Origin of the sequence: Nocardioides sp. CF8 (genome assembly GCF_000389985.1) — a bacterium.
Classification (GTDB): Bacteria; Actinomycetota; Actinomycetes; order Propionibacteriales; family Nocardioidaceae; genus Nocardioides; species Nocardioides allogilvus.
The window spans coordinates 2,706,018-2,729,227 of the sequence record NZ_CM001852.1 but is presented as its reverse complement, the minus strand read 5'-3'; the positions used below and the strand labels follow the sequence as shown (position 1 = coordinate 2,729,227).

Here is a 23,210-nt window from a genome sequence, read left to right as displayed (position 1 = left end):
CGTCAGGCCTTCTTGACCACGCTCGACTTGAGCTGCATCTGACCGAAGCCGTCGACCTTGGCGTCGATGTCGTGGTCGCCGACGCCCTGGGCGAGCCGGATGCCCCGGACCTTCGTGCCGACCTTGAGCGTGCCGCCGCCGGCGCCCTTGATCTTCAGGTCCTTGACGATGACGACGTCGTCGCCGTCGGCCAGCGGGGTGCCGTGGGCGTCCTTGACGACGGCCGCGGCCGCCTCCTCCGCCGCCTCGGTGAGGGACCACTCGTGGGCGCACTCGGGACAGACGAGGAGCGTGCCCATCTCGTAGGTGTAGGCCGACGCGCAGGACGGGCAGGCCGGGAGGGTGTCAGTCACGGTGGGACTTTCCGGGGAGGTCCAGCATGCGCTGGAGGGCGACGAGCGCGTGCTGCTCGGTCTCGTCGTCGACGATGATCTGGTTGACGACGTTGCCGGCGACGAGCGACTCCATCGCCCACACGAAGTGGGGGAGGTCGATGCGGTTCATCGTCGAGCAGTAGCAGACGTTGCGGTCGAGGAAGACGATGTTCTTGTCCGGATGGGCGTCGGCGAGCCGCTTGACGAGGTTGAGCTCGGTGCCGATCGCCCAGGTGGTGCCGGGCTCGGCTGCCTCGATCGTCTTGATGATGAACTCGGTCGAGCCGACGAGGTCGGCCTTGAGGACGACCTCGTGCGTGCACTCGGGGTGGACGAGGATGTTGATGCCCTCGTGCTTCTCGCGCAGCGCGTCGATGACCTCCGGGGTGAAGCGGCCGTGCACCGAGCAGTGGCCCTTCCACAGGATCATCCGCGCGTTCTGCAGCTCCTCGGCCGTGAGGCCGCCACCGGGCTGGAGCGGGTCCCACACGACGCAGTCGTCGAGCGAGAAGCCCATCTTCAGCACCGCGGTGTTGCGCCCGAGGTGCTGGTCGGGGAAGAACAGGATCTTCGCGTCGGGCTTCTGCTCGAAGGCCCACTCGAGGGCGACGTCGGCGTTGGACGAGGTGCAGACCACGCCGCCGTTGCGGCCGCAGAAGGCCTTGATGTCGGCCGAGGAGTTCATGTAGGTGACCGGCACGATGCTGTCCTGGACGCCGGCGTCGGCCATCGCGTCCCAGGCGTCCTCGACCTGGCCGAGGCGCGCCATGTCGGCCATCGAGCAGCCGGCGGCGAGGTCGGGAAGGATCACCTTCTGCGAGTCGGCGGTGAGGATGTCGGCCGACTCGGCCATGAAGTGCACGCCGCAGAAGACGATGAACTCGGCGTCCGGGCGCCCGGCCGCGTCGCGCGCGAGCTTGAAGGAGTCGCCCGTGACGTCGGCGAACTCGATGACCTCGTCGCGCTGGTAGTGGTGGCCGAGCACGAACACCCGGTCGCCGAGGGCTTCCTTCGCCGCGCGGGCGCGCGCCACGAGGTCCGGGTCGGAGGCGGCGGGCATGTCGCCCGGGCACTCCACGCCGCGTTCTGCGGTGAGGTCGCGGCCCTTGCCCAGCGGGAGCAGCGGCAGGTCGATGGTGGTCATGGCCCCAGTCTATTGGGGGCGGCCCACTGCCCTCACAGCAGCGATCCGTGGTGGATGTAGGGCGCCGGCGGCTTCATGCCCCTGAGACACAGGTAGCCGCTCTGGTGCAGCGACATCCGCGCGGCCAGGCCGACGTCGACGGCCCATTCGTTGGCCGCGGTGATGTGGTGCACCGAGACCGTCGTGCCGGGCGTCGAGGAGCCGAGGGCCTCCCACATGACGTCCGTCGCCGTACGCCGCGTGGTGCCTGCGAGGAGGGACGGTGCGCCGGTCTCGTCGACGTAGGCATAGGCGGCGCCGTTCGTGCGCTCGCAGACGATCAGGCGCAGCTGGTCGAGCAGCACCTCGTGGTCGGAGAGGTGGGCGGCGCCGCGGGTCTGCCGGTCGATGGAGTTGAGCAGGTCGATGTCACCGGCGGAGCCCTCACGGACCCGCTCGACGACGGGGATCGCGTCGCGGTCGACGACCCCGGTGAGGAACATCTGGGGGTGCAGCGTGAAGCCCGCGAGCCGATAACGGCGTACGGCGCCCGGATCCGCGCTCGCGGCGAGCATCCCGCGCAGGCACCCCCGGCCGTGGTGCATCGCGGCAGCGAGCAGCTGGTGGCCGATGCCCTGCCCCTGGAGCCCGGGCCTGACCGCGAACGACGCGAGGATCCACATCAGCTCCCGCACGCGGGAGATGGCGCCGCCGACGACCTCGCCGTCGACCTCCGCGACCCAGCAGCCCTCTGGGTCGGTGGTGAGGGTGTGGCGGGTGCGGTCGATCCACAGGCCGTTGCGAGCCGGTGGCCTGATCTCCGGGTCGGGCCAGGAGCGGTGGAACGTCCGCCGGTCGACCTCGTGGTAGCTCGTCGCCGTGATCGCGCTCAGCGCCTCGAGGTCGGCCTCCCGGGCCGGGCGGATCAGCACCTGCGTCATGGCGCCATCCTGCCGTGCACTCCGATGACCCCGAGCGAAGTGGCGCAGCGCGCTGTGGATCGTGTGTGCACGTGCGACAAGATGGCCGGCATGCGCGTGCTGATTGCTCCCGACAAGTTCGCCGGCACGTTGACCGCGGTCGAGGCGGCCGATGCGATCGCCGAGGGCTGGGGGCGGCACTCGCCCGATGACGTGCTCGACCTGGCGCCGATGGCCGACGGTGGCCCGGGGTTCGTCGACGTGCTCCACGCCGCCCTCGGTGGGGAGCTCCTGGGCGTCGCCGTCGAGGCCCCGCACGGTGAGCGCGTGCCTGCGACGATCCTGTTCGTCGAGGACGTCGCCTACGTCGAGTCCGCGCAGGCCGTCGGCATCCACCTGATGGAGGGCGGCGCCGAGCTCGGCGACAGCTCCGGGGTGGGGGAGCTGATCCTCGCGGCCATCGAGTCCGGAGCCCGCAAGATCGTGATCGGGCTCGGCGGCTCCGGCACCAACGACGGCGGCGCCGGCGTGCTGGCTGCACTGGGGGCCACCTCCGACGGCATCCTCGACAGCGGCGCCATCGCCCTCGACACCGTCACCACCGTCGACCTCGGGCCGGCCCGGGAACGCCTGGCCGGCATCGAGCTCGTCGCCGCGACCGACGTCGACAACCCACTGACCGGCCTCTTCGGCGCGACCAAGACCTTCGGCCCGCAGAAGGGCATCGCGGAGGACCGGATCGTCGAGATCGACGGCGTCCTCGAGAAGTTCGCGGCAGCCACCGATCGCCGTACCTCCCTCGAGAAGGGCGCCGGTGCCGCCGGCGGCATCGGCTTCGCGCTGCTCGCCCTCGGCGCCACCCGGGAGCCGGGGATCGAGCTGGTCGCGCAGCACGTGCGGCTGGCGGCGCGGGCACGACGGGCCGACCTCGTCATCACCGGCGAGGGCGCCTTCGACTTCTCCAGCCGTTCGGGCAAGGTGCCGTACGGCGTCGCGGGGATCGCCGCCGAGGCGTTGCGCCCCTGCATCGCGCTCGCCGGGCAGGTGCTCGTCGGCTCGCGGGAGATGCGGGCGCTGGGCATCGAGTCGGCCTACTCCCTCGTCGACCTGGTGGGGGAGGAGCGGGCGTTCGCCGACCCCTCCGGTGCCCTCGCCGAGCTCGCGCAGCGGACCGCTCGCACCTGGTCTCGCTGATGCGTCACAACGGGTCGGGGAATAACCGCTGATGTGCGAGGATTGAGCCAGGCAACCGCCCGACAATCTTTTGGGAGCACCAATGACCGAGCAGCTCGAGACGACCACTGACCGCCGCACCGACCAGATCAACCTGAGCGATGTCGCAGCGTCCAAGGTCAAGAGCCTCCTCGAGCAGGAGGGTCGCGACGACCTGGCCCTGCGCATCTCCGTGCAGCCTGGTGGCTGCTCCGGCCTGCGCTACCAGCTCTTCTTCGACGAGCGCACCCTCGACGGCGACGTCACCACCGACTTCGACGGCGTGACGGTGGTCGTCGACCGGATGAGCGTCCCCTACCTCAACGGTGCGCAGATCGACTTCGTCGACTCGATCGAGAAGCAGGGCTTCACGATCGACAACCCCAACGCCACGGGCTCGTGCGCGTGTGGAGACTCGTTCCACTGATCGACGACACAAAGGCCCCCGTCCGATGGACGGGGGCCTTTGTCGTGTCTCGACACCTGGGAGGGCTCAGTCGAGATGCAGGTGGAGCGCGTTGGCGATCCGGGCGGCGGCTTCGCTTACTTGGATCTCGCGCTTGGGTACGTCGCTGGGGAAGTCCGCGAAGTGGAGGCTGGGCGGGGTCTCCACCGCCGCCCGGGCAACCCGCTCGAGGTGGAGGTTCGCGCCGAGGGCGCGGCAGTCGGCAGCCATCTCCGGGGTCGGCGACAGCTCGTCGTGGACCAGGTGCGAGGCAGGAGTGCGAGGCGTCATGCCAAGGACGCTAACGGCTACTCGTGCGTAGCCCACGTCGTACCGATCGGTAGTTTTCGAGGGCTCAACGATGTGGGCGCAGACGCGCGCGCGGGTACTGTTCCGCCGTGCCTCTTCTCATTGCCGGATCCATCGCGACCGACCATTTGATGTCCTTCCCGGGCAAGTTCTCCGACAGCCTCGTCGTCGACCAGCTCGACAAGCTGTCGGTCTCCTTCCTCGTCGAGGACCTCGAGGTGCGCCGCGGCGGCTGCGCCGCCAACATCTGCTTCGGCCTCGGCAACCTCGGTCTGACGCCCGTGCTCGTGGGTGCCGTCGGCGAGGACTTCGCGGAATATCGCGCCTGGCTGGAGCGCCACAACGTCGACTGCGAGTCGGTGCACGTCTCCGAGACGCGGCACACCGCGCGCTTCGTCTGCACCAACGACAGCGCGCACGCGCAGATCGCCAGCTTCTATCCCGGCGCCATGAGCGAGGCCCGCGAGATCGAGCTGAAGCCGATCGCCGACCGCGTCGGTGACCCGGACTTCGTGCTGATCGGCCCCGACGACCCGCAGGCGATGCTCCGCCACACCGACGAGTGCCGCCAGCGCGGCTACAAGTTCGTCGCCGACCCCTCGCAGCAGCTCGCCTTCGGCGACGGCGACATGATCCGGCCGCTGATCGACGGCGCCGAGATCCTCTTCTCCAACGAGTACGAGGCCAACCTCATCACCCAGAAGACCGGCTGGTCGGTCGAGGACGTCCTCTCCCGCGTCGGCACCTGGGTCGTCACGCTCGGCGCCGAGGGCGTCCGCATCGACCGCGAGGGCGCGGAGTCCATCACCGTCGCCGCCGTCCCGGAGATCGAGAAGGTCGAGCCCACCGGTGTCGGCGACGCGTTCCGCGCCGGCTTCCTGGCCGCTCTCGGCTGGGGCCTCTCCCACGAGCGCGCGGCCCAGCTCGGCTGCCTGCTCGCGGTCTACGTCGTCGAGCAGGTCGGCACCCAGGAGTACGTCCTGTCGCGCGCGGCCTTCCTCGAGCGCTGCACTGCGACGTACGGCGCCGACGCGACCGCGGACTTCGAACCGCACCTCGTCACGCTGCACCCCTGACGAGGTCGCTCCGGTCCTGTGACTAGCTGAGTCGCCGGACCAGATAACGAGGCGCGCCGTCGGACGCGGTGTCCTCCCCGGCGTACTCCTGCTCGCGCAGGCGACACCAGGCCGGTACGTCGACGCGTGCTGCCACGTCGTGGGCGACCACGCCGATGAGCTGGCCCACCTCGACGTCGGTGAGGTGCTTGGCCAGCTCGATGACCGGCATCGGGCAGCGCAGCTCCCGACAGTCCAGCTCGACGACGGGTTCGGTCACAGTCCCACCCTCGCTCGCAGCTCGCGGACGACCTCGGGCAGCACGTCGCAGAAAGCCTCGACCTGCTCACGCGTGGTGTCGCGCTGGAGCGAGACCCGCACGTTGCCGTGGGTCAGCACCCCCATCGCCTCCAGGACGTGGCTCGGCGCCAGGGTCGAGGACGTGCAGGCCGACCCGCTCGCGATCCCGAAGCTGCGCCGATCCAGCTCGTGGACGAGCGCCTCGCCGTCGACGTACAGGCACGAGAACGTGACGAGGTGGGGGAGCCGGTCGTCCGGATCACCCACGACCTGGACGTCCGGCACCTCCGCGGCGACGCGGGCGCGCACCAGGGCGATGAGTGCGTGCTGGCGGGCGTTGACCTCGTCGCGCTCGGCCACCACGGCCTGGAGCGACGCCGCGGCCGCGAGGATCGCGGGGACGTTCTCGAAGCCGGAGGTCCGCTCGTCGACCCGGTCGTCGCCGGGGAAGGGGTTGCGCCACCGGGCGCCCTTGCGCACCAGCAGCACGCCGACACCGGCCGGCCCGCCCCACTTGTGCGCGGAGCCGGCCGCGGCCGACCAGCCCTGGGGGAGGGGGAGCCGGCCCATCGAGGCGCAGGCGTCCATGAAGAGCGGCGCGCCGGTCTGCGCGCCGGCCTCGGCGACGGGCTGGAGGGTGCCGACCTCGTGGTTGGCGCTCTGGACCGCGACCACCGCAGCCGTCGAGGGCAGCTGCGCCAGGTCGACGTGGCCCGCGGTGTCGACCGCGACCGGCAGGGGAGTGCCGCCCCAGCGGGCGGCGTGCAGGACGGCGGAGTGCTCGACGGCCGTGTGGACGATCGGCAGCCCGTCGCGCAGCCCGCGGTAGGCCAGCCCCAGCAGCCCCCGGTGCACGGCTTCGGTGCCGGTGGCCGTGAAGGACACCTCGTCGGGTCGTACGGCGAGGGCGTCGGCCGTGGCCTCGCGCGCGTTGTCCAGCAGGAGGCGGGCGTCGCGGGCCGTGGCGTGCAGGCGCCGCGGATCGGCGTACCCCCGATCCAGGGCGGCCAGGAACGCCTCGCGCGCCGCCGGGTGCAAGGGCGTCGAGGACGCGGCGTCGATATCCTTGCTCACGCGCCGAACGTAGACCATCGACGGTGATCGGCGCCCCCGGGAACGTGAGCGGCTCGACACCCGACCCGCCACCGCCACCGGACCTGAATGACGATAGTCTTCGCTCGTGTCGAGACTGGACCTAGAGAGAGGCTCGTTCGTGGGTCTGCAACTCCCCAAACGTGCAGCCGCGCCGGTGCGCCGGCTTGCCATGGGTGCGCTGATCGCAGCGACCCTGCTCTTCCTGAGCGCATGCGATGCTGCTGACAAGGACCAGATCGCGCGGCTCGCGATGCCGGAGCCAGCGACGGCCCAGGCGCCCCACACCTTCGAGCTGTGGAAGTGGTCCTGGGTGGCCGCGATGATCACCGGTGCCATCGTCTGGGCGCTGATCTTCTGGGTCGTGGTGAAGTACCGCCGCCGCAGCGACGACGAGATCCCGGTGCAGACGCGCTACAACCTGCCGCTCGAGATCTTCTACACGATCGCGCCGATCATGATGGTGATCGTCTTCTTCTACTGGACCGTCAACGTCCAGAACGAGATGATCGAGATCGAGCCCGAGCCCGACGTGACCATCGAGGTCGTCGGCCAGCAGTGGCAGTGGACCTTCAACCACGGCGTCGGCGAGCCCACCGGGCCGGCCACGCCCAACTACACCGACAACGACTACCGCTACGACGACTACGTCTACACGGTGGGCGACGGTGACTCGCGTCCGACGCTGATCCTGCCGGTCGACCAGCGGATCCAGTTCAACCTGCACTCTCCGGACGTCATCCACTCCTTCGGCATCGACGCCTTCTTGATGAAGATGGACGTCGTGCCCGGCCGGATCAACAAGTTCCAGGCCACGCCGACCGTGATCGGCGACTACAACGGCAAGTGCTTCGAGCTCTGCGGTGTCGACCACTCGCGGATGCTCTTCGACGTCAAGGTCGTCAGCCAGGCTGACTACGACGCTTATCTCGCAGGTCTGGCCGAGCAGGGCGCCGAGTCCGACGCCCCGCTGCTCGGCGGCGCCAACGCCCGCACCGTGGCCGGGCTCCACGACGACACTGAAGGGGGCCACGAGTGAGCACCGCGACTGCGGCGACCACCGCAACGCCTGCTGGCAAGACGCTGGGCCAGCAGCTGGTCCGGATCATGACCACGACCGATCACAAGCTGATCGGCAAGATGTACCTCATCACCTCGTTCGGGTGGTTCATGGTCGGCGGCCTGATGGCCATGCTGATCCGCTCCGAGCTGGCGTTCCCGGGCAACCAGGTCGTCAACGACGAGCTCTACAACCAGCTCTTCACCATGCACGGCACGATCATGCTGCTGCTGTTCGCGACGCCGCTGTTCTTCGGTTTCGGCAACGTGATCATGCCGCTGCAGATCGGCTCGCCCGACGTGGCGTTCCCGCGCCTGAACATGTTCAGCTACTGGCTGTTCCTGTTCGGCGGCCTGATCGCTGCCTCCGGCTTCCTGACCCCGGCCGGTGCCGCCGACTTCGGCTGGTTCGCCTACACGCCGCTGTCCGATGCCGTGCGCTCGCCCGGTGTCGGTGGTGACCTGTGGATCATGGGTCTGTGGATGGCCGGTCTCGGCACGATCCTCGGTGCCGTCAACTTCATCACCACGATCATCTGCATGCGCGCACCCGGCATGACCATGTTCCGGATGCCGATCTTCGTGTGGAACACGCTGATCACCTCGCTGCTCGTGCTGATCGCGTTCCCGATCCTCGCTGGCGCGCTGCTCTCGCTCGAGGCCGACCGCCTCTTCGGCGCCCACGTCTTCGACCCCGTCCACGGCGGGCCGATCCTGTGGCAGCACCTCTTCTGGTTCTTCGGTCACCCGGAGGTCTACATCATCGCGCTGCCGTTCTTCGGCATCGTGTCCGAGATCCTCCCGGTCTTCAGCCGCAAGCCGCTCTTCGGCTACGTCGGCCTGGTCGGCGCCACGCTCGGCATCGCGATCCTCTCGGTCGCCGTGTGGGCGCACCACATGTTCGTCACGGGCGCCGTGGACCTGCCGTTCTTCTCCGGCATGACATTCCTCATCGCCGTACCGACAGGCGTGAAGTTCTTCAACTGGATCGGCACGATGTGGGGGGGATCTCTGTCCTTCGACACCCCGATGCTGTGGTCGATCGGCTTCTTGACGACCTTCCTGTTCGGTGGACTCACGGGCGTCATCCTGGCCAGCCCGCCGCTCGACTTCCACGTGTCCGACTCCTACTTCGTGGTCGCGCACTTCCACTACGTCGTGTTCGGCACCGTGGTGTTCGCGATGTTCGCCGGGTTCTACTTCTGGTGGCCCAAGATGACCGGCCGGATGCTCAACGAGCGCCTCGGCAAGTTGCACTTCTGGCTGCTCTTCGTCGGTTTCCACACCACCTTCCTGGTCCAGCACTGGCTCGGTGTCGAGGGCATGCCCCGTCGCTACGCCGACTACCTGCCCGAGGACGGGTTCACCTCGCTCAACCAGGTGTCCACGATCGGTGCCTTCCTGCTCGGTGCCTCGACGCTGCCGTTCCTCTACAACGTCTTCGCCTCGCGCAACGCGCCGCTCGTCGACGTGGACGACCCGTGGGGCTGGGGCCGCTCCCTGGAGTGGGCCACCAGCTGCCCGCCGCCGCGTCACAACTTCGTCACCATCCCGCGCATCCGCTCCGAGTCGCCGGCCTTCGACCTGCACCACCCGGAGATCGCGATGCTTGAGCTGCACGAGAACGACGTGGAGCGCCGCGGCGACCTCGCTGACGCGCCTGAGGTCGAGGGCCGCGAGGCCATGCTCAACGACCGCATCGACAACGACATCGACACCGAGGGAGACGCCCGATGAAGAACGAAGCATGGTTGTTCGTCATCTGCACCGTCTTCCTGGTCCTGGTCACGCCGGCCTACTGGCTGATCACCTACGACTGGACCGGCACGTCGGCCCTCACGATGACGACGCTGCTGACCTTGATGGTCTCGGTCTACCTCGGCGTGCACGCCGCCCGGATGGACCCTCGTCCCGAGGACCGCAAGGACGGCGAGATCGCCGACGGCGCGGGCGAGCTGGGCTTCTTCCCGCCCTACTCGTGGTGGCCGCTGTGGTGCGCCCTGGCGCTCGGCACCGTCGTCTTCGCGACCGCGATGGCTGCCTGGTGGCTGTTCATCATCGGTGGCGTCATCGGCATGGTGACGCTCAGCGGCTGGATCTTCGAGTACTACCGCGGCGAGCACGCGCACTGATCCTCGGTGGCGTCGTGGTGACGTAGTCCACGTCACCACGACGTCCAGAACTGGGTCGCGTTGCGGCCGCAGGGTTACCCTGAGGACCGATCGTCGGTCTTCACGGGGGTAGCGCGTACATGTCTGCACGTCTCAGCGTCATCGGTGCGTCACTTCTGCTGACCGCCTCCCCCGCGGCCTGCGACGTGGCCGAGGGGCTCGACGACATCCGTGGCGGGGCCGAGGAGTCGGAGCAGTCCGCTCCGGTCGTCCCGGTCCGGCTCACCGCCAGTGCCGCGGACCTGGGCGCCGTACCCATCGCTGCACCGTTGCGGTTCAAGCTGGTCGACGGCACCCTCAAGACCCTCACGCTCCTCGCCAGCGACGGGACGAAGCTCGACGGCGACCGCGACGGGCAGACCTGGAGGCTCGCCTCGCGGCTCGAGCCCGGCACCGACTACGTCGCGCGGGCCAAGGCCGAGCGCAATGACGGCCAGGTCGTCACCAAGCAGCTGCGGTTCCACACCGAGGACCTCACGCTCGACCAGCAGGCCTACCCCTCCGTCGCGCCGCTGGCCGGCGAGACGGTGGGCGTCGGGATGCCGGTCGCAGTCAGGTTCGACCTCCCGGTGAGCGACAAGGCCGCCTTCGAGCGGCACATGACGGTGACCAGCACGCCGGCGCAGGCAGGCTCGTGGCACTGGTTCAACGACTACGAGGTGCGGTTCCGACCGAAGACCTACTGGCAGGCCGGCACGGACGTCTCGGTCGACCTCGACCTCAACTCGATCCCGGCCGGCAACGGCATCTACGGCCAGGAGAGCCGGGTGATCGACTTCCACGTCGGCGACGCCAACGTCTACAAGGTCGACGCGGCGTCCCACCAGATGCAGGTCTTCACCAACGGCGCGCTGGTCCGGACCATCCCGATCACCACGGGGAAGGCCGGCTTCACCACCCGCTCCGGCACCAAGGTCATCATGGAGAAGTTCGCCGAGAAGAGGATGAACTCCGAGACCGTCGGCATCGCCAGCAACGACCCCGAGGCCTACGACATCGACGACGTCCAGTGGGCGATGCGGGTGACCAGCAGCGGTGAGTTCATCCACGCCGCCCCGTGGTCGGTCGGCTCGCAGGGCTCCGCCAACGTCTCCCACGGCTGCACCGGCCTGTCCACCGAGAACGCCGCCTGGCTCTACGCCATGACCAAGCGTGGCGACGTCGTCGAGTACACCGGCACCGACCGCTGGATGACCCTCGAGAACGGGTACGGCGACTGGAACGCCGACTTCGCGTCGTACAAGGCGGGCTCCGCCCTCAGCTGAGGTCGACCCGCCGCTGGCTCAGAGCGGCGTGGTGGCGGCACCCGACGGGGGAGGCGCACTCGTGAAGTGGCGGCACCTTGCCGGCTGTCTCCTGGGGTGGCGGCACTTTGCCTCCGCGTGGCCTTCGCACTCGTGATCTGCCGCCACCGTCGTGGCTGGCTCTGCGGGGGTGGCGGCACCTTGCGCCGAAACCCCGGCCGAGCTTGCGAGGTGCCGCCACCATGCAGGCGGCAGGCGGTGTGCCGCGAGCTCCAGGGGCTGCCCGGGGGAGGGGCCGCCACCCCGAAATGCCACTGGCCCGGCTCTCGAGAGAGCCGGGCCAGTGGGTGGAGCGGTGGGTCAGTGACCGCGCAGCGGTGCGTCCTCGACCGTGTGGTCGCTGTGCCCGTCGAACTGGTGTCCGTCGGCCGGGTGGTCGAGACCCGCCTCCAGGACGTGCTCGTGCTCGGCGTGGTGGTGCGCCTCCTCGAGCTCCTCGGCGGTCGGCTTCTGCACGTTGTGACCGAACATCTTCTGCGACAACGAGGCCCGAACGGCCTGGACCCGGGAGCCCGGGGCCACGACGCCGTTGGCGTCGGTGTCGCCGTCGACGGTGTAGATCTCGTCGCGCTCGCGCGCCGTGAGGGTGTAGGCCGAAGCCTCGCTGATCGGCAGGTGCCGCTCGGTATAGCCACCCTCGGTGGAGCGCATGATGACGCCGGTCTCGTAGCCGTGGAGCAGCTTCTCGTTGTCGTGGCGCTGCAGCGAGATGCACCAGCGGCGAGTCACGAAGAAGGCGATCGCGGGACCGACGAAGACCGCCACTCGCATGAAGTAGGTGATCTGGTTGATGCTCGCGTTGAGCTTGATCGCGATGATGTCGTTGCCGCCTGCGGCCCAGGCGAGGCCGTAGAACGTCATCAGGGACACCATGACGGCCGTGCGGGTCGGCGCGTTGCGCGGGCGCTGGAGCAGGTGGTGCTCGCGCTTGTCGCCGGTGATCCAGGCCTCGATGAAGGGCAGCATGATCAGCACCATCAGCATCAGCGGCGGCACGATCAGGATCGGGATCATGACGTTCCAGGAGATGGTGTAGCCGAAGAGGACCGACTCCCAGCCGGGCATGATCCGCAGCAGGCCGTCGGGCCAGCCCATGTACCAGTCAGGCTGGGAGCCCGCGGTGACCTTGGTCGGGTCGTAGGGGCCGAACTTCCAGACCGGGTTGATCGTCAGCAGGCCGCCCATGATGGCCGAGACGCCGAAGACGATGAAGAAGAAGCCACCGGCCTTCGCGGCGTAGACGGGGAGCATCGGGAAGCCGACGACGTTCTCCTCGGTGCGGCCGGGGCCGGCCCACTGCGTGTGCTTGTGGTAGACGAGCAGCAGCATGTGAGCGGCGATCAGGCCGAGCAGCAGGCCCGGGATCAGCAGCACGTGGATGATGTAGAGGCGCGGGATGATCGCATCGCCGGGGAACTCGCCGCCGAAGAGGAAGAACGACATGTAGCTGCCGACGACCGGGGTGGCCTTCAAGAAGCCGTCCGCGGCGCGGACGCCGGTGCCGGAGAGCAGGTCGTCGGGGAGCGAGTAGCCGGTGAAGCCCTCGAGCGTGCCGAGCAGCAGCAGGACGCAGCCGATCACCCAGTTGACCTCACGCGGCTTGCGGAAGGCGCCGGTGAAGGCAACGCGGAGGAGGTGCACCATCATCGCGGCGATGAAGAGCATGGCCGCCCAGTGGTGCATCTGGCGCATCAGCAGGCCGCCGCGCACGTCGAAGGAGATGTTGAGAGTGGAGGCCATGGCCTCCGACATCTCGATGCCGCGCAGCTGGTCGTAGGAGCCCTCGTAGTGGACCTCGCCCATGCTCGGGTTGAACCAGAGCGTGAGGAAGACACCCGAGAGGAGCAGGACGACGAAGCTCCACAGGGCGATCTCGCCCAGCATGAACGACCAGTGGTCCGGGAAGACCTTGCGAAGGTTCTTCTTCGCCATGGTGGCCAGGCCCAGACGTTCGTCTGCCCAGCCGGCGACGCCGCCGAGCTTGGAGGGCTTGGCAGGTGTTGCAGCGGTGGCGCGGTTGGAGTTCGCCACCTTGCTCGTGTCGAGACTCATTGCTTCTCACGCTCCCAGTAGCTAGCCCCGATGGGCTCGTTGAAGTCGGCCTGTGCGATGAGGTAGCCCTCCTCGTCGACTGCCAGGGGCAGCTGGGGGAGAGGGCGGTGCGCAGGACCGAAGATGACCTTGGCGCTGTCGGCCAGGTCGAACGTGGACTGGTGGCACGGGCAGAGGACGTGGTGCGTGGTCCGCTCGTACAGGGAGATCGGGCAACCGACGTGGGTGCAGATCTTGGAGTAACAGATGACGCCGTCGACGGTCCAGTTGTCGCGGCCTTCGCCGGCCTTGATCTCGTCGGGCTCCATCTTGACGATGATGATCGCGCCCTTGGCCTTCTGGACCTGCAGCTCGACACCCTCGATCTCGGGGTAGCCGTTGGCCTCGGTCGGGAAGAGCGCCTCGGGGGCGGCGTTGACGAGGTCACCGATCTCGAGCTCGGAAGCCTTGATCGGGGTGCCGACCACGTCGCGCACGACGCGCATGCCCTTCTTCCAGATGGTGTGCTGGAGTCCGGTGCCCTTCTCGGCGTCGGCGACCTGCGCGTTGGTCGGTCCGAGGTCGCGCAGCAGCACGACGGCCGGCAGGCCCATCATGCCCATGGCGCCGAGGAGCGTGTTGCGCACGAGGGGTCGACGGCCGATGCCGGACTCCTCGATGCCGAGCGAGAGGGCCTCGAGGGTGGCCTCGCGGTCCGCGTCGCTGGAGGCCGCCGGGTGGCGCAGCTCGGAGATCTCGTGGTCACCCATGAGCTTGCGGGCCCACTGGATGATGCCGATGCCGATGAACAGCAGCGCGCCACCGAGAGCCAGGCCCAGGGCGACGGTGGAGGCGCCCAGCCCGATGAAGGTGTCGAAGTTGTCACCGATCTCGAGGGTGAAGTAGGCGACCACGAACAGGATCGCGCAGACCATCGAGAGGCCGAAGAAGCCGGCAACCTGTCGCTCGGCGCGCTTGGCGGCGCGCTCGTCGAGGTCGGTGGGGCGCCACTGGTGCGCCGGCAGACCGGGGTTGGCGATCGGCTCTTCCACGACGGCGGGCGTGTGGTCGTGCGAGTCGGTCATGCCTCTGCCCCTTCTTCGATCGGGTGGGTCTTGGAGGTGCGGGTGGTGTGAGCGGCGATCCACACGGCGAAGCCGACGAGACCGCCGATGCCGAAGAGCCAGGCGAACAGGCCCTCGGAGACGGGGCCGAGGCCGCCGAGTCCGAAACCGCCGTACTCAGGGGTGGTCTCGAGGCTGCGGAGGTAGGCGATGACGTCGCGCTTCTCCTCGGGGGAGAGGTTGCCGTTGCTGAAGTTGGGCATGGCCTGCGGGCCGGTCAGCAGCGCTTCGTAGATGTGCTTGCTCTCGACACCCTTCAGCGAGGGGGCGTAGCCGCCGCGCGGCATGGCGCCGCCGGAGCCGTTGAAGTTGTGGCAGGCAGTGCAGTTGGTCAGGAAGATCTGACCACCGCGCACGATCGCCTCCTCGCGCTCCTCCTCGGACAGTCCGTCGATCGAGTAGTCCGCCTCGGACGGGATTGCCGGTCCGGGGGCCAGCGACGCGACGTACGCCGCCAGCGCGGCCGTCTCCTCGGCGCTGTAGGCAGCTTCCTTGCGGGGCGCCTGCTGGCCGGGCTGGGCCATGGGCATGCGTCCGGTCTCGACCTGGAAGTCGACGGCGGCCGCGCCGACACCGACGAGCGAGGGGCCCTTGAGGTAGCCGTCGCGGACGGTGGCGATGCCCTCGCCGTTCTCGCCGTGGCACGAGGCGCAACCGACGAGGAAGAGCTTGCGCCCCTCCTCGATGAGCTCGGTGTCGCTCTGGGCCTTCTGGGCCTGGGCGGGGGCGAAGACTGTGTAGAGGCCACCAGTCATGAGCAGGCCGAGGAGAAGCACGGCCAGACCCGCGACGGGTCCGCGGCGGTGCCGGGAGATCCGACCTGCGGAGCGGTTCAACAAACGCACTTGGAGAATCCTGACTGTCCGGGAGGTGTCGCTTTTGGGGGCTACTTGATGAGGTAGATCGTGGCGAACAGCCCGATCCACACGACATCGACGAAGTGCCAGTAATAGGACACGACGATGGCGGTCACGGCCTGCTCGTGGGTGAAGCGACGTGCGAGATAAGTGCGTCCGAGGACGAAGAGGAACGCGATCAGACCGCCGGTCACGTGGATGCCGTGGAAGCCGGTGGTGAGGTAGAACATCGTGCCGTAGGCAGAGCTCGGGATCGTCATGCCCTCGTGGATCAGCTCGGCGTACTCCAGCGCCTGGCCACCGATGAAGACGGCGCCCATGATGTACGTGAGGATGAACCACTCACGCAGGCCCCAGCCGCCGACGTTGAGGACCGAGCCCTTGCGCCCGACCTGGCCGCGCTCCGCGGCGAAGACGCCGAGCTGGCAGGTCACCGAGGACAGCACCAGGATGATGGTGTTGGCCGTCGAGAAGGGCACGTTGAGCAGCTGTGTCTCCTGCGCCCAGAGGTCAGGGCTCACGGCCCTGATCGTGAAATAGGACGCAAAGAGGGCTGCGAAGAACATCAGCTCACTGGAGAGCCAGATGATCGTGCCCACGCTGACCATGCTCGGTCGATCGTGGTGCCCGTGCAGTCGGGATGCCGGAATCGTCGCTTGTGCTGTCGCCACGTGCTCATTATGTCGGTAGCCGTTGCCGAGGGCACCCCGACCCCCTCACTTTGGGCGTCATATTGTTCACACCGTGGTGAGTGCAGCGTTGCAGAGTGATCCGAACCTCGAGCGGTTCACCGTCGGACGCGTGTTCACCGACTGGGGAATCGATCCGTTGCCCTTCGTCCTGACCATCTGGATCGCGGGGCTCTACCTCGTCGGCGTGGCCGTGCTGCGCCGCCGCGGGGACGCCTGGCCGATCGGTCGCACGCTCGCCTTCGTGGTCGCCGGCATGGGGTCGTTCTTCTTCGCCACGGCCTCGGGGATCGGGCGCTACGACACCACCCTGATCAGCGTGCACATGGTGCAGCACATGATCTTGTCGATGCTGGTGCCGCTGTCCCTCGCGCTCGGCGCCCCCGTCACGCTCGCCCTGCGCACGCTCCCGCCACGACCGCGGCGCTGGCTCCTCGCCGTACTCCACTCACGGGTGGCGAAGGTGCTCTCTTCCCCGCCGCTGACGTTCCTGCTCTACGCCATCTCGCCGTGGGCGCTCTACTTCTCCGGGTGGTACGCCGCCTCGCTGGCCTCGCCGTTCGTGCACGAGATGATGCACGTCCACCTCGTGACGGTCGGCGCGCTGTTCTTCTGGCCCCTGATGGGGATCGATCCGCTGCCCGGTCGCGTCGGCTACCCGTTCCGGGTCCTGTTGACCGTGATGACGCTGCCGTTCCACGCGTTCCTCGGCGTGACGATCATGGGCCAGACCACGCTGCTGGGGGAGGAGCACTACCTCGCGCTGCGGGAGGGACCGATGGCGTCTTGGCTCCCGTCGGCGCTCGAGGACCAGCACCTCGCCGGCGGGATCCTCTGGGGCGCGGGCGACCTGATCGGTCTGGTGTTCTTCGTCGTGCTGTTCGTGCAGTGGGTGCGGTCCTCGATGAAGGAGGCAGTGCGCGAGGACCGGCGGCTGGACCTGATGGAGGCACGTGCGGCGCGGGCCGACCGCGAGGGATAGCATGCCGAACGTGAGCCAGACCACGTCATCGGAACGCGCTGCCCTGAAGGTCCTCGTCTACAGCGACGACATCGACACCCGTCAGCAGGTCATCCTCGCCCTGGGTCGTCGGCCGCATCCCGACCTGCCCGAGCTCGAGTACGTCGAGGTCGCGACCGAGCCGGTCGTGATCCAGAACATGGACGCCGGCCACATCGACCTGGCGATCCTCGACGGAGAAGCGGTCCCCGCCGGTGGCATGGGCATCGCGAAGCAGCTCAAGGACGAGATCTACCAGTGCCCGCCGGTGCTGGTGCTGACCGGTCGTCCGCAGGACGCCTGGCTGGCGACGTGGTCGCGGGCCGAGGCGGCCGTGCCGCACCCGATCGACCCGATGCAGCTCGCCGAGGCCGTCGTCTCGCTGCTGCGCGCGCGAGTGCCGGCGACCACCGCCTGAGCCTGTGACGGTCGGCGAGACGGACCGGTTGAGGTACCTCGGCGTCTGGGAGACTCGCCCGCATGACGCACACCTGGCCTGACGTCCTCTCCTCGCTGGTCGCCGGCGACGACCTGACGTCGGACCAGACGGGTTGGGCGATGGCCCAGCTGCTCGCCGGCGAGGCCACGCCGGCGCAGATCGCTGGCTTCGCCGTCGCGTTGCGCGCCAAGGGCGAGACGATCGAAGAGGTCACCGGCCTGGCTGACGCGATGCTCGACGCCGGCAACCGGATCACAGTCCCGGGCAGGTTGCTCGACATTGTCGGCACCGGTGGTGATCGGTCCAGGTCGGTCAACATCTCGACCATGGCCGCGATCGTCGCCGCGGGTGCGGGCGCCACCGTCGTGAAGCACGGCTCGCGCTCGGCGTCCTCGCAGTCCGGCTCGGCGGACGTGCTCGAGGTGCTGGGGATCCGTCTCGACCTGCCGGTCGACCGGGTCGCCGAGGTCGCTACCGAAGCAGGCATCACGTTCTGCTTCGCAGCCGCATTCCACCCGGCCATGCGCTACGCCGCTGTGCCCCGCCGCGAGCTCGGCATCGCCACCAGCTTCAACCTGCTGGGCCCGTTGACCAACCCGGCCCGCCCGGCGGCACAGGCGATCGGCTGCGCCAACGCCCTTCAGGCGCCGGTGATGGCCGGCGTGTTCGCCGCGCGGGGCGTGGACGCCTGGGTCGTGCGCGGCGACGACGGGCTCGACGAGCTCACCACGACCACGACCTCGACCCTGTGGGCGGTGCACGCGGGCGAGGTGGTCGTGAGCACGGTCGAGCCGGCCGACCTTGGGCTCGCGCGCGCGACCATCGAGGACCTCCGGGGTGGGGATGCCGCCCACAACGCCGAGGTCGTCCGCCGGGTGATGGCGGGGGAGAAGGGTGCGGTCCGCGACGCGGTCGTGCTCAACGCCGGTGCAGCGCTCGCTGTGTACGACGACCCGGCGGGCGAGCCGATGGACGCGCTCGCCACCGGCTTGGCCAAGGCAGCCGATGCCATCGACTCCGGTGCCGCGCTCGCCAGCCTGGAGCGTTGGGTCGAGGCGTCATCGCGCTGAGAGCGTGACGCGGCGTCAGAGGTAGTAGCCGTGGGACATCGCGTAGGCGTTGAGGATCGCCAGGACGACGAAGATGCCGACGATGATGCGGTTGTTGCTCAGCCACCTCGTGCGGAACATGGACACCTCCGGTCAGGCGTCTCATGCTGGCTCGCGACGTAGCGGGGCACAACCCCTGTCGTGGGGAACGGCGAGTACTACCTCAGCACGGCGTCGCGTGCATCGGCTGCTCGGCGCGCGTCACGATCGCGGGAGCGGACGAACGGAGCGGACACCATCAGGGGGTAGACCGCGAGGCACGCGAACGTGAAGGCGACCAGGGTCAACGGCTTGTACATCAGCGCCACGATGCTGGCGTGCAGCAGCACACCGGTCCCGATCGCCAGCAGCCGCGTTCGCCGGAACCACATGCCGGTCGCGATGAAGACCTCCGTCGCAATGACGAGCGCGGCGAGCACGGTGAACCCGGCGCCGGGCAGGTCGAGACGCACGGTCGGCCGCAGCTCGTCGCCGGCCAGCCACCAGGGGTTGAGCTTCGACAACCCGGCGAAGAAGTAGCACACCGACAGCTGGGTCACCATCAGCAGCGCCGGCCACGCAGGCACCGCGTCCCGTCTGCCGAGCAGTGCGGCACGCACGGACCAACGGGAGTCGGACTTCGAGAAGACCAGGTAGGTCAGGAGCAGGGTCGTGAGCCACAGGTGGCTGCTGTACACCTGCTGGTCCCACGCCAGGGCGAGGACCGCCAGCGCCGCGGCGGCCGCAGCGGCCGCCTCGGTGACCACTCCCGCGAACACCATGGCCCCGGCGATGACACTGAGCAGGGTCCACGCCTGGATGGTCGTGTCGGTGATCGGCAGGGGCAGCGGGCCGGGCACCGCCAGCCTGCCCTGCTCGATGCGCAGGAGGATCCCGGAGGCCTCGAGGGCATCCATCACGAAGGCGCAGCCGAGCAGGATCCGGCAGACCGCCATCGCCCGGGGGTCGGGTGGTGTCAGGGACATGTGAGCGTCCTGTCCTCGCGCCAGCGCCTCACGGTGACAGCGGCAATGGCGCTGTCGCTCTCGCAGATGCGCTCAGGCAGCCGCCGTGTCCAGTCGATCTCGGCGCGATAGTTCGCGACGAGACCGGTGGGGTGGATCTGCATGGTGGATCCGTCGTGGCGCGTGACCTCGACCTGCGTCCAGCCGGTGCCGGCATACATCTGGAACCCGAACGGAGCGGGGGCGAGGCCGAGCGCGACGGCAGGGACCGCGACCTGCGCCGCGATCACCGCCAGCAACACCTTCGACCTTCGCGACACGGGTCAATCGTGCTGGATCTGGTTGCCCGTGTCCCGAGATTGACCAGACCCGGTCAGAGATCGAGGACGAAGGACTCGCCCTCGCGGCGAAAGCCCACCCTGTCGTAGTAGGGGGCGACCATGGCGGGAGAGGTGACGACACGGCGATAGCCCTGGTCGCTGAGCAGCCCGCTCCGGCGCCAGACGAACTCGCCCGGCGAGAAGTCGCGGTAGCGCGGCGTGACGTAGTCGAGCAGGACGTGCGCGGTGTCGCCGGCCGCCCTCAGCAGCACGACACCGACGGTCTCGTCGCCACGTGTGACGAGGAACGAGTCCAAGCCCTCCGCCGACGGATCGTGGACGAAGTCAGGGTTGAACCGCAGGATGTCGGCGGCATGCACCCGGATTACATGACGCAGGTATTCGTCATCCCCTCGCACCTGCAGCACCTGGAACGCCGCCTCATCGTGGCGGTCGCGCAGCAGCGAGAAGATGAACCACAGGTTGATCGCGGACAGGACGAGGTTCATGCCGACCATCGGCCAGACCTCGAGGGCCCAGTTGAACACCGTGAGGATCAGGCACGCCGCGAGGTTGAGGACGCGCAGCCTGAGCACCCTCGACTGGAGCAGGGAGTACACCAGCAGTGCACTGCCGCCCCAGCCGAGGATGTCGAGCCAGTGGTTGCCGATCCAGGTCACGTACGGAGCGTACGTGCGGCGGGATCGTGCGTGGGGCTACCTGACGACGTAGAGCTTGATTCGCTTCGACTTGGAACCTGCGGTCGAGTTGTTGCCCAGATACACGGCCTTGATCTTGTGCTTGCCCTTCTTCAGCTTGGGAAGCCGCCAACCGATCTTTCCGTCCCGGGCGCTCACCAACGTCAGTGTCTTCAACTTCTTCGCGCCGTCGAACACCTTGATCATGCCTACGGGCCCGGCGACACCCGGAACGGTGACGGTGATGCCGATCTTCACCCGCTTGCCGGGCTTGACCCGTGTCCTGGAGAGGGTGGCGACAGTGGTCGACGTCAGCCGCGCGACCGTCACCGGCGCCGTGGAGGCCGACCCCTCGTTGAAACCGGTCTTCGAGGCGAAGACCGTCACTGAGATGCCCTTGCCGGCATCCTCTGTCGTCAGCCTGTAGGAACTCGACTTGGCGTTGGGGATCGGCGCACCGGCACGCAGCCACTGATACCGAAGGACAGGTGATGCTTCGGACCAAGTGCCAGCGGTCGTCATGAGGCTGCTGCCGACGATGGCGCTGCCGGAGATCGTCGGCGGTGAGGTGTTTTGCAGCGCCCCACCGGCGGTGACGCCGATGGCATTGCTGATGGTGACCCCATCGGTGTATCCGGGCTTCTTCCCAGTGACGCGCAGCGAGATCTGCTTCGTGTAGTCGCTGGCGACCATGGTGTACGTCGATGACGTCGCGCCGCTGATCGGACTACCGTCGCGCAGCCACTGGTAGACGTTCGACACATCCGGCTGATTCCACACAGGAGGGGTGCTCGTCAATGTCTGCCCGATCGCAGAGCTGACGGGCGCCGCGATCGCGGGAGGCGATGTCGCCGTCAGTCCCGCATCGACGGTGAATGTCCTGGCGGCTGTGGTCAGCGCATTGTTGTTGGGGTCGAGAGCCGTCACGCTCCACCGATAGGTTCCCGTCGCGAAGATGCTCGTCGGGGCGTACGACGTTGCCACTGTGGTCACAGGAGTCTGGTTCTGGCCCGTGGCGAGGGCGAAGATCTCCACCCGGTACTTCGCCGCACCGAGCAGCGGATTCCACGCCATCACCGGACCGTTCGGCGGCTGAGCGGCGCCGTCGGCGGGTGAGGCCAGCGTAAGCGTGCCGCCATCGACGGTGAACCTTCCGGTGGTGGACCACGGGCCTTCATTGCCGTTCGAGTCGATACGTCGAACGCGCCAGACGTAGGGCTTGGGGCTGGGGGGCAGCGGTGATGTCCAGGCGTACGCCGCGGTCCTCACCTTCGCGGAGAACATCCGATTTGTGGTCGAGAACGTGGTGTCCTCGTCCTTGTAGACCTCGACGACATACTCACTGGCGAAGGCCTGAGAGTCCCACCTGAAGGGCGTCACGCCGGACACGGTCGAGCCAGGCAGCGGTGACGTGAGCGCGAGTCGGGGGCTGGACTTGACGAAGGTGCGCGGCTGCGACCAGTTGAGCTCATTGTCAGCGCCATCGATGGCACCGACGCGCCAGTGCAACGTGCCTTCGGGGTAGAGCTTGGTGAAGGCGGTGTAAGTGCTCTGGTCCACCTTGATGTCGTCGATCGGAGTCGAGAAGTTGCTGTTGTCGTCAACCTGAAGCCGATACCACTTGCCGCTTTGAGGACTCTTCTCGATCTGCCACTGCACTGACTGGTTCGTGTCGAAGTAGTCGGCCCAGTCGAAGGTGACCTCGTGGGTGTCGACCGGGGCGGTGTCGCCCGGAGAGGACAGCGCCACCTTGGGCGACGTCTTGAGGAACGCGTTGGTTGCCCTACTCGTGGACGCGCTGACCGGATCGGGCCCACAAACCGCGATCGCCTTGCAGGGGCGGATGTGCCAGTAATAGGGCACTCCGGACTCGTTGTCGGGGAGGGCGGGCTGCTTGTTGCTGAACGTGAACGCGTAGCGGGTGTTCCAGGTGTTCGGAATCCGGGTCAGCTCGGTCAGGTTCGTGAAGTTGGCGTCTTGGGAGGTGTAGACCACGTAGGACGACATGCCGAGGGACTGGTCCCAGGACAGGACGGGCGTCGCAGGAACGCCGTCACAGAAGGCGCCAGCGTCGACCAACGCGAGGTCGCATCCGGCCCCGGCATCGAGCGTCTTGCCGTCGAGGGCGATGGTCTGCCCGGTGACCGCGGGGAAATTTGCGATCCGGAACACATTGACCGCTGACACGCCGATCGGCAGGTTGGTGGCGTCGTAGGCCTCGACCACCCACTTGTACGCGCCTGGACGGAGCACCCGTTTGCCGGTCTCGGTGAAGGCCGGGAAGTAGGACTTCTTGTCGAACGACTCGTCCGACGTCGGGATCCAGTAGAAGTTCGTCCCGTCGTCGTCTCCGATCGACACGCGGTAGTACGAAGCGCCAGCCAACGGTTCCCACGTCAGCGAAGGTGCACGCATCGTTGCCGGGTCGGAGGCACGCCCCGAAAGCGCGGTCAGCGCGGGGGCTCCTGACGTCGGGGTCGTGCCCGAGACGTTGAAGGTGTTGGAGACGAGGGCAGACGACCGCCCGCCGGCTTCGAGCGCTGACAACCGCCAGGTGAAAGGCCCGTCGGCGGGCTTGAGTTCGAGATCGACCGGCGTGTAGGAAGTTGAATCGCCCCGGGTCTGATGGAGGCTC

At 68.3% G+C, this 23,210-nt stretch carries 24 protein-coding genes; 10 read left to right on the top strand and 14 right to left on the bottom strand.

The features are described 5' to 3' along the window. Window positions 1–2: 2 nt before the first annotated feature. The 3 genes from CF8_RS13310 to CF8_RS13300 are packed head-to-tail and all read right to left on the bottom strand — an operon-like array spanning window position 3 to window position 2,438. Window positions 3–353, bottom strand: coding sequence for a zinc ribbon domain-containing protein YjdM (locus tag CF8_RS13310; protein WP_010833629.1), 351 nt, complete (start codon window positions 351–353; stop codon window positions 3–5). Further along, window positions 346–1,518 carry a quinolinate synthase NadA gene (gene nadA, locus CF8_RS13305; protein WP_010833628.1) on the bottom strand — a complete coding sequence of 391 codons (1,173 nt, stop codon included), beginning with the start codon at window positions 1,516–1,518 and terminating at the stop codon, window positions 346–348. Before nadA ends, CF8_RS13310 begins: the two co-directional genes overlap by 8 nt. A 32-nt stretch (window positions 1,519–1,550) precedes the next feature. After that, window positions 1,551–2,438: a GNAT family N-acetyltransferase gene (locus tag CF8_RS13300; RefSeq protein ID WP_010833627.1), complete on the bottom strand. Its 888-nt coding sequence runs from the start codon at window positions 2,436–2,438 to the stop codon at window positions 1,551–1,553. A gap of 90 nt (window positions 2,439–2,528) precedes the next feature. Between CF8_RS13300 and CF8_RS13295 the strand changes: the two genes are divergently transcribed. Further along, complete coding sequence (locus CF8_RS13295; RefSeq protein WP_036493118.1) at window positions 2,529–3,611, top strand: glycerate kinase family protein; 1,083 nt, start codon at window positions 2,529–2,531, stop codon at window positions 3,609–3,611. An 82-nt stretch (window positions 3,612–3,693) separates the two neighbouring features. Further along, complete coding sequence (erpA, locus tag CF8_RS13290; RefSeq protein WP_010833625.1) at window positions 3,694–4,056, top strand: iron-sulfur cluster insertion protein ErpA; 363 nt, start codon at window positions 3,694–3,696, stop codon at window positions 4,054–4,056. Between the two features lie 66 nt (window positions 4,057–4,122). On the opposite strand, the gene CF8_RS13285 is transcribed toward erpA, so the two are convergent. Then, window positions 4,123–4,365: a hypothetical protein gene (locus CF8_RS13285; RefSeq protein WP_010833624.1), complete on the bottom strand. Its 243-nt coding sequence runs from the start codon at window positions 4,363–4,365 to the stop codon at window positions 4,123–4,125. A 107-nt stretch (window positions 4,366–4,472) separates the two neighbouring features. Between CF8_RS13285 and CF8_RS13280 the strand changes: the two genes are divergently transcribed. Then, complete coding sequence (locus CF8_RS13280; protein WP_036491013.1) at window positions 4,473–5,459, top strand: carbohydrate kinase family protein; 987 nt, start codon at window positions 4,473–4,475, stop codon at window positions 5,457–5,459. A 22-nt stretch (window positions 5,460–5,481) separates the two neighbouring features. Here CF8_RS13280 and CF8_RS13275 read toward each other — a convergent pair whose 3' ends face one another. Together CF8_RS13275 and CF8_RS13270 are read right to left on the bottom strand one after the other, a co-directional pair. Further along, window positions 5,482–5,718, bottom strand: coding sequence for a sulfurtransferase TusA family protein (locus CF8_RS13275; RefSeq protein WP_010833622.1), 237 nt, complete (start codon window positions 5,716–5,718; stop codon window positions 5,482–5,484). Beyond that, window positions 5,715–6,812: a cysteine desulfurase family protein gene (locus CF8_RS13270; RefSeq protein ID WP_010833621.1), complete on the bottom strand. Its 1,098-nt coding sequence runs from the start codon at window positions 6,810–6,812 to the stop codon at window positions 5,715–5,717. The genes CF8_RS13275 and CF8_RS13270 overlap by 4 nt, the downstream gene beginning before the upstream one ends. Before the next feature lie 139 nt (window positions 6,813–6,951). Between CF8_RS13270 and ctaC the strand changes: the two genes are divergently transcribed. The 4 genes from ctaC to CF8_RS13250 all read left to right on the top strand — a co-directional run bounded on the left by ctaC (window position 6,952) and on the right by CF8_RS13250 (window position 11,325). Beyond that, window positions 6,952–7,869 carry an aa3-type cytochrome oxidase subunit II gene (gene ctaC, locus CF8_RS13265; RefSeq protein ID WP_051204217.1) on the top strand — a complete coding sequence of 306 codons (918 nt, stop codon included), beginning with the start codon at window positions 6,952–6,954 and terminating at the stop codon, window positions 7,867–7,869. Window positions 7,870–7,937: 68 nt separating this feature from the next. Next, window positions 7,938–9,626: an aa3-type cytochrome oxidase subunit I gene (gene ctaD, locus CF8_RS13260; protein WP_084623107.1), complete on the top strand. Its 1,689-nt coding sequence runs from the start codon at window positions 7,938–7,940 to the stop codon at window positions 9,624–9,626. Beyond that, a complete protein-coding gene (locus tag CF8_RS13255; protein ID WP_010833618.1) occupies window positions 9,623–10,021 on the top strand; it encodes a cytochrome c oxidase subunit 4 in 399 nt (132 codons plus the stop codon). Before ctaD ends, CF8_RS13255 begins: the two co-directional genes overlap by 4 nt. 119 nt (window positions 10,022–10,140) lie before the next feature. After that, on the top strand, window positions 10,141–11,325 hold the full coding sequence (locus tag CF8_RS13250; RefSeq protein ID WP_010833617.1) for a L,D-transpeptidase: 1,185 nt from the start codon (window positions 10,141–10,143) through the stop codon (window positions 11,323–11,325). Between the two features lie 339 nt (window positions 11,326–11,664). Here CF8_RS13250 and qcrB read toward each other — a convergent pair whose 3' ends face one another. From qcrB to ctaE, 4 genes are read right to left on the bottom strand one after another with little or no spacing between them, the layout of a single operon-like run. Further along, entirely contained in the window at window positions 11,665–13,416 is a 1,752-nt protein-coding gene (qcrB, locus tag CF8_RS13245) for a cytochrome bc1 complex cytochrome b subunit (protein ID WP_010833616.1), read from the bottom strand. Beyond that, entirely contained in the window at window positions 13,413–14,480 is a 1,068-nt protein-coding gene (gene qcrA, locus CF8_RS13240; protein ID WP_010833615.1) for a cytochrome bc1 complex Rieske iron-sulfur subunit, read from the bottom strand. Before qcrA ends, qcrB begins: the two co-directional genes overlap by 4 nt. Beyond that, window positions 14,477–15,364: a cytochrome bc1 complex diheme cytochrome c subunit gene (gene qcrC, locus CF8_RS13235; protein WP_156887226.1), complete on the bottom strand. Its 888-nt coding sequence runs from the start codon at window positions 15,362–15,364 to the stop codon at window positions 14,477–14,479. Before qcrC ends, qcrA begins: the two co-directional genes overlap by 4 nt. 41 nt (window positions 15,365–15,405) lie before the next feature. Then, window positions 15,406–16,047 (bottom strand): aa3-type cytochrome oxidase subunit III, encoded by a 642-nt coding sequence (gene ctaE / locus CF8_RS13230; RefSeq protein ID WP_036491008.1) that lies wholly within the window; start codon window positions 16,045–16,047, stop codon window positions 15,406–15,408. A gap of 76 nt (window positions 16,048–16,123) precedes the next feature. On the opposite strand from ctaE, the gene CF8_RS13225 reads away from it, so the two are divergent. From CF8_RS13225 to trpD, 3 genes are all read left to right on the top strand, one after another. Beyond that, window positions 16,124–17,047 (top strand): cytochrome c oxidase assembly protein, encoded by a 924-nt coding sequence (locus tag CF8_RS13225; protein ID WP_232211511.1) that lies wholly within the window; start codon window positions 16,124–16,126, stop codon window positions 17,045–17,047. Between the two features lies 1 nt (window position 17,048). Next, entirely contained in the window at window positions 17,049–17,483 is a 435-nt protein-coding gene (locus CF8_RS13220) for an Rv3143 family two-component system response regulator (protein WP_010833611.1), read from the top strand. A gap of 62 nt (window positions 17,484–17,545) precedes the next feature. Next, window positions 17,546–18,574 (top strand): anthranilate phosphoribosyltransferase, encoded by a 1,029-nt coding sequence (gene trpD / locus CF8_RS13215; protein ID WP_010833610.1) that lies wholly within the window; start codon window positions 17,546–17,548, stop codon window positions 18,572–18,574. 197 nt (window positions 18,575–18,771) lie between these two features. Here trpD and CF8_RS13210 read toward each other — a convergent pair whose 3' ends face one another. The 4 genes from CF8_RS13210 to CF8_RS21065 form a co-directional block, all read right to left on the bottom strand. Continuing rightward, window positions 18,772–19,578, bottom strand: coding sequence for an HTTM domain-containing protein (locus CF8_RS13210; protein WP_084622874.1), 807 nt, complete (start codon window positions 19,576–19,578; stop codon window positions 18,772–18,774). After that, complete coding sequence (locus tag CF8_RS13205; protein ID WP_156887225.1) at window positions 19,569–19,877, bottom strand: hypothetical protein; 309 nt, start codon at window positions 19,875–19,877, stop codon at window positions 19,569–19,571. The genes CF8_RS13210 and CF8_RS13205 overlap by 10 nt, the downstream gene beginning before the upstream one ends. Window positions 19,878–19,930: 53 nt before the next feature. Continuing rightward, window positions 19,931–20,557, bottom strand: a complete 627-nt coding sequence (locus CF8_RS13200) for a GNAT family N-acetyltransferase (protein ID WP_010833607.1) — start codon at window positions 20,555–20,557, stop codon at window positions 19,931–19,933. Window positions 20,558–20,593: 36 nt separating this feature from the next. Continuing rightward, on the bottom strand, window positions 20,594–23,210 hold a 2,617-nt coding region (locus CF8_RS21065; RefSeq protein WP_198016850.1), incomplete at its 5' end, for an Ig-like domain repeat protein.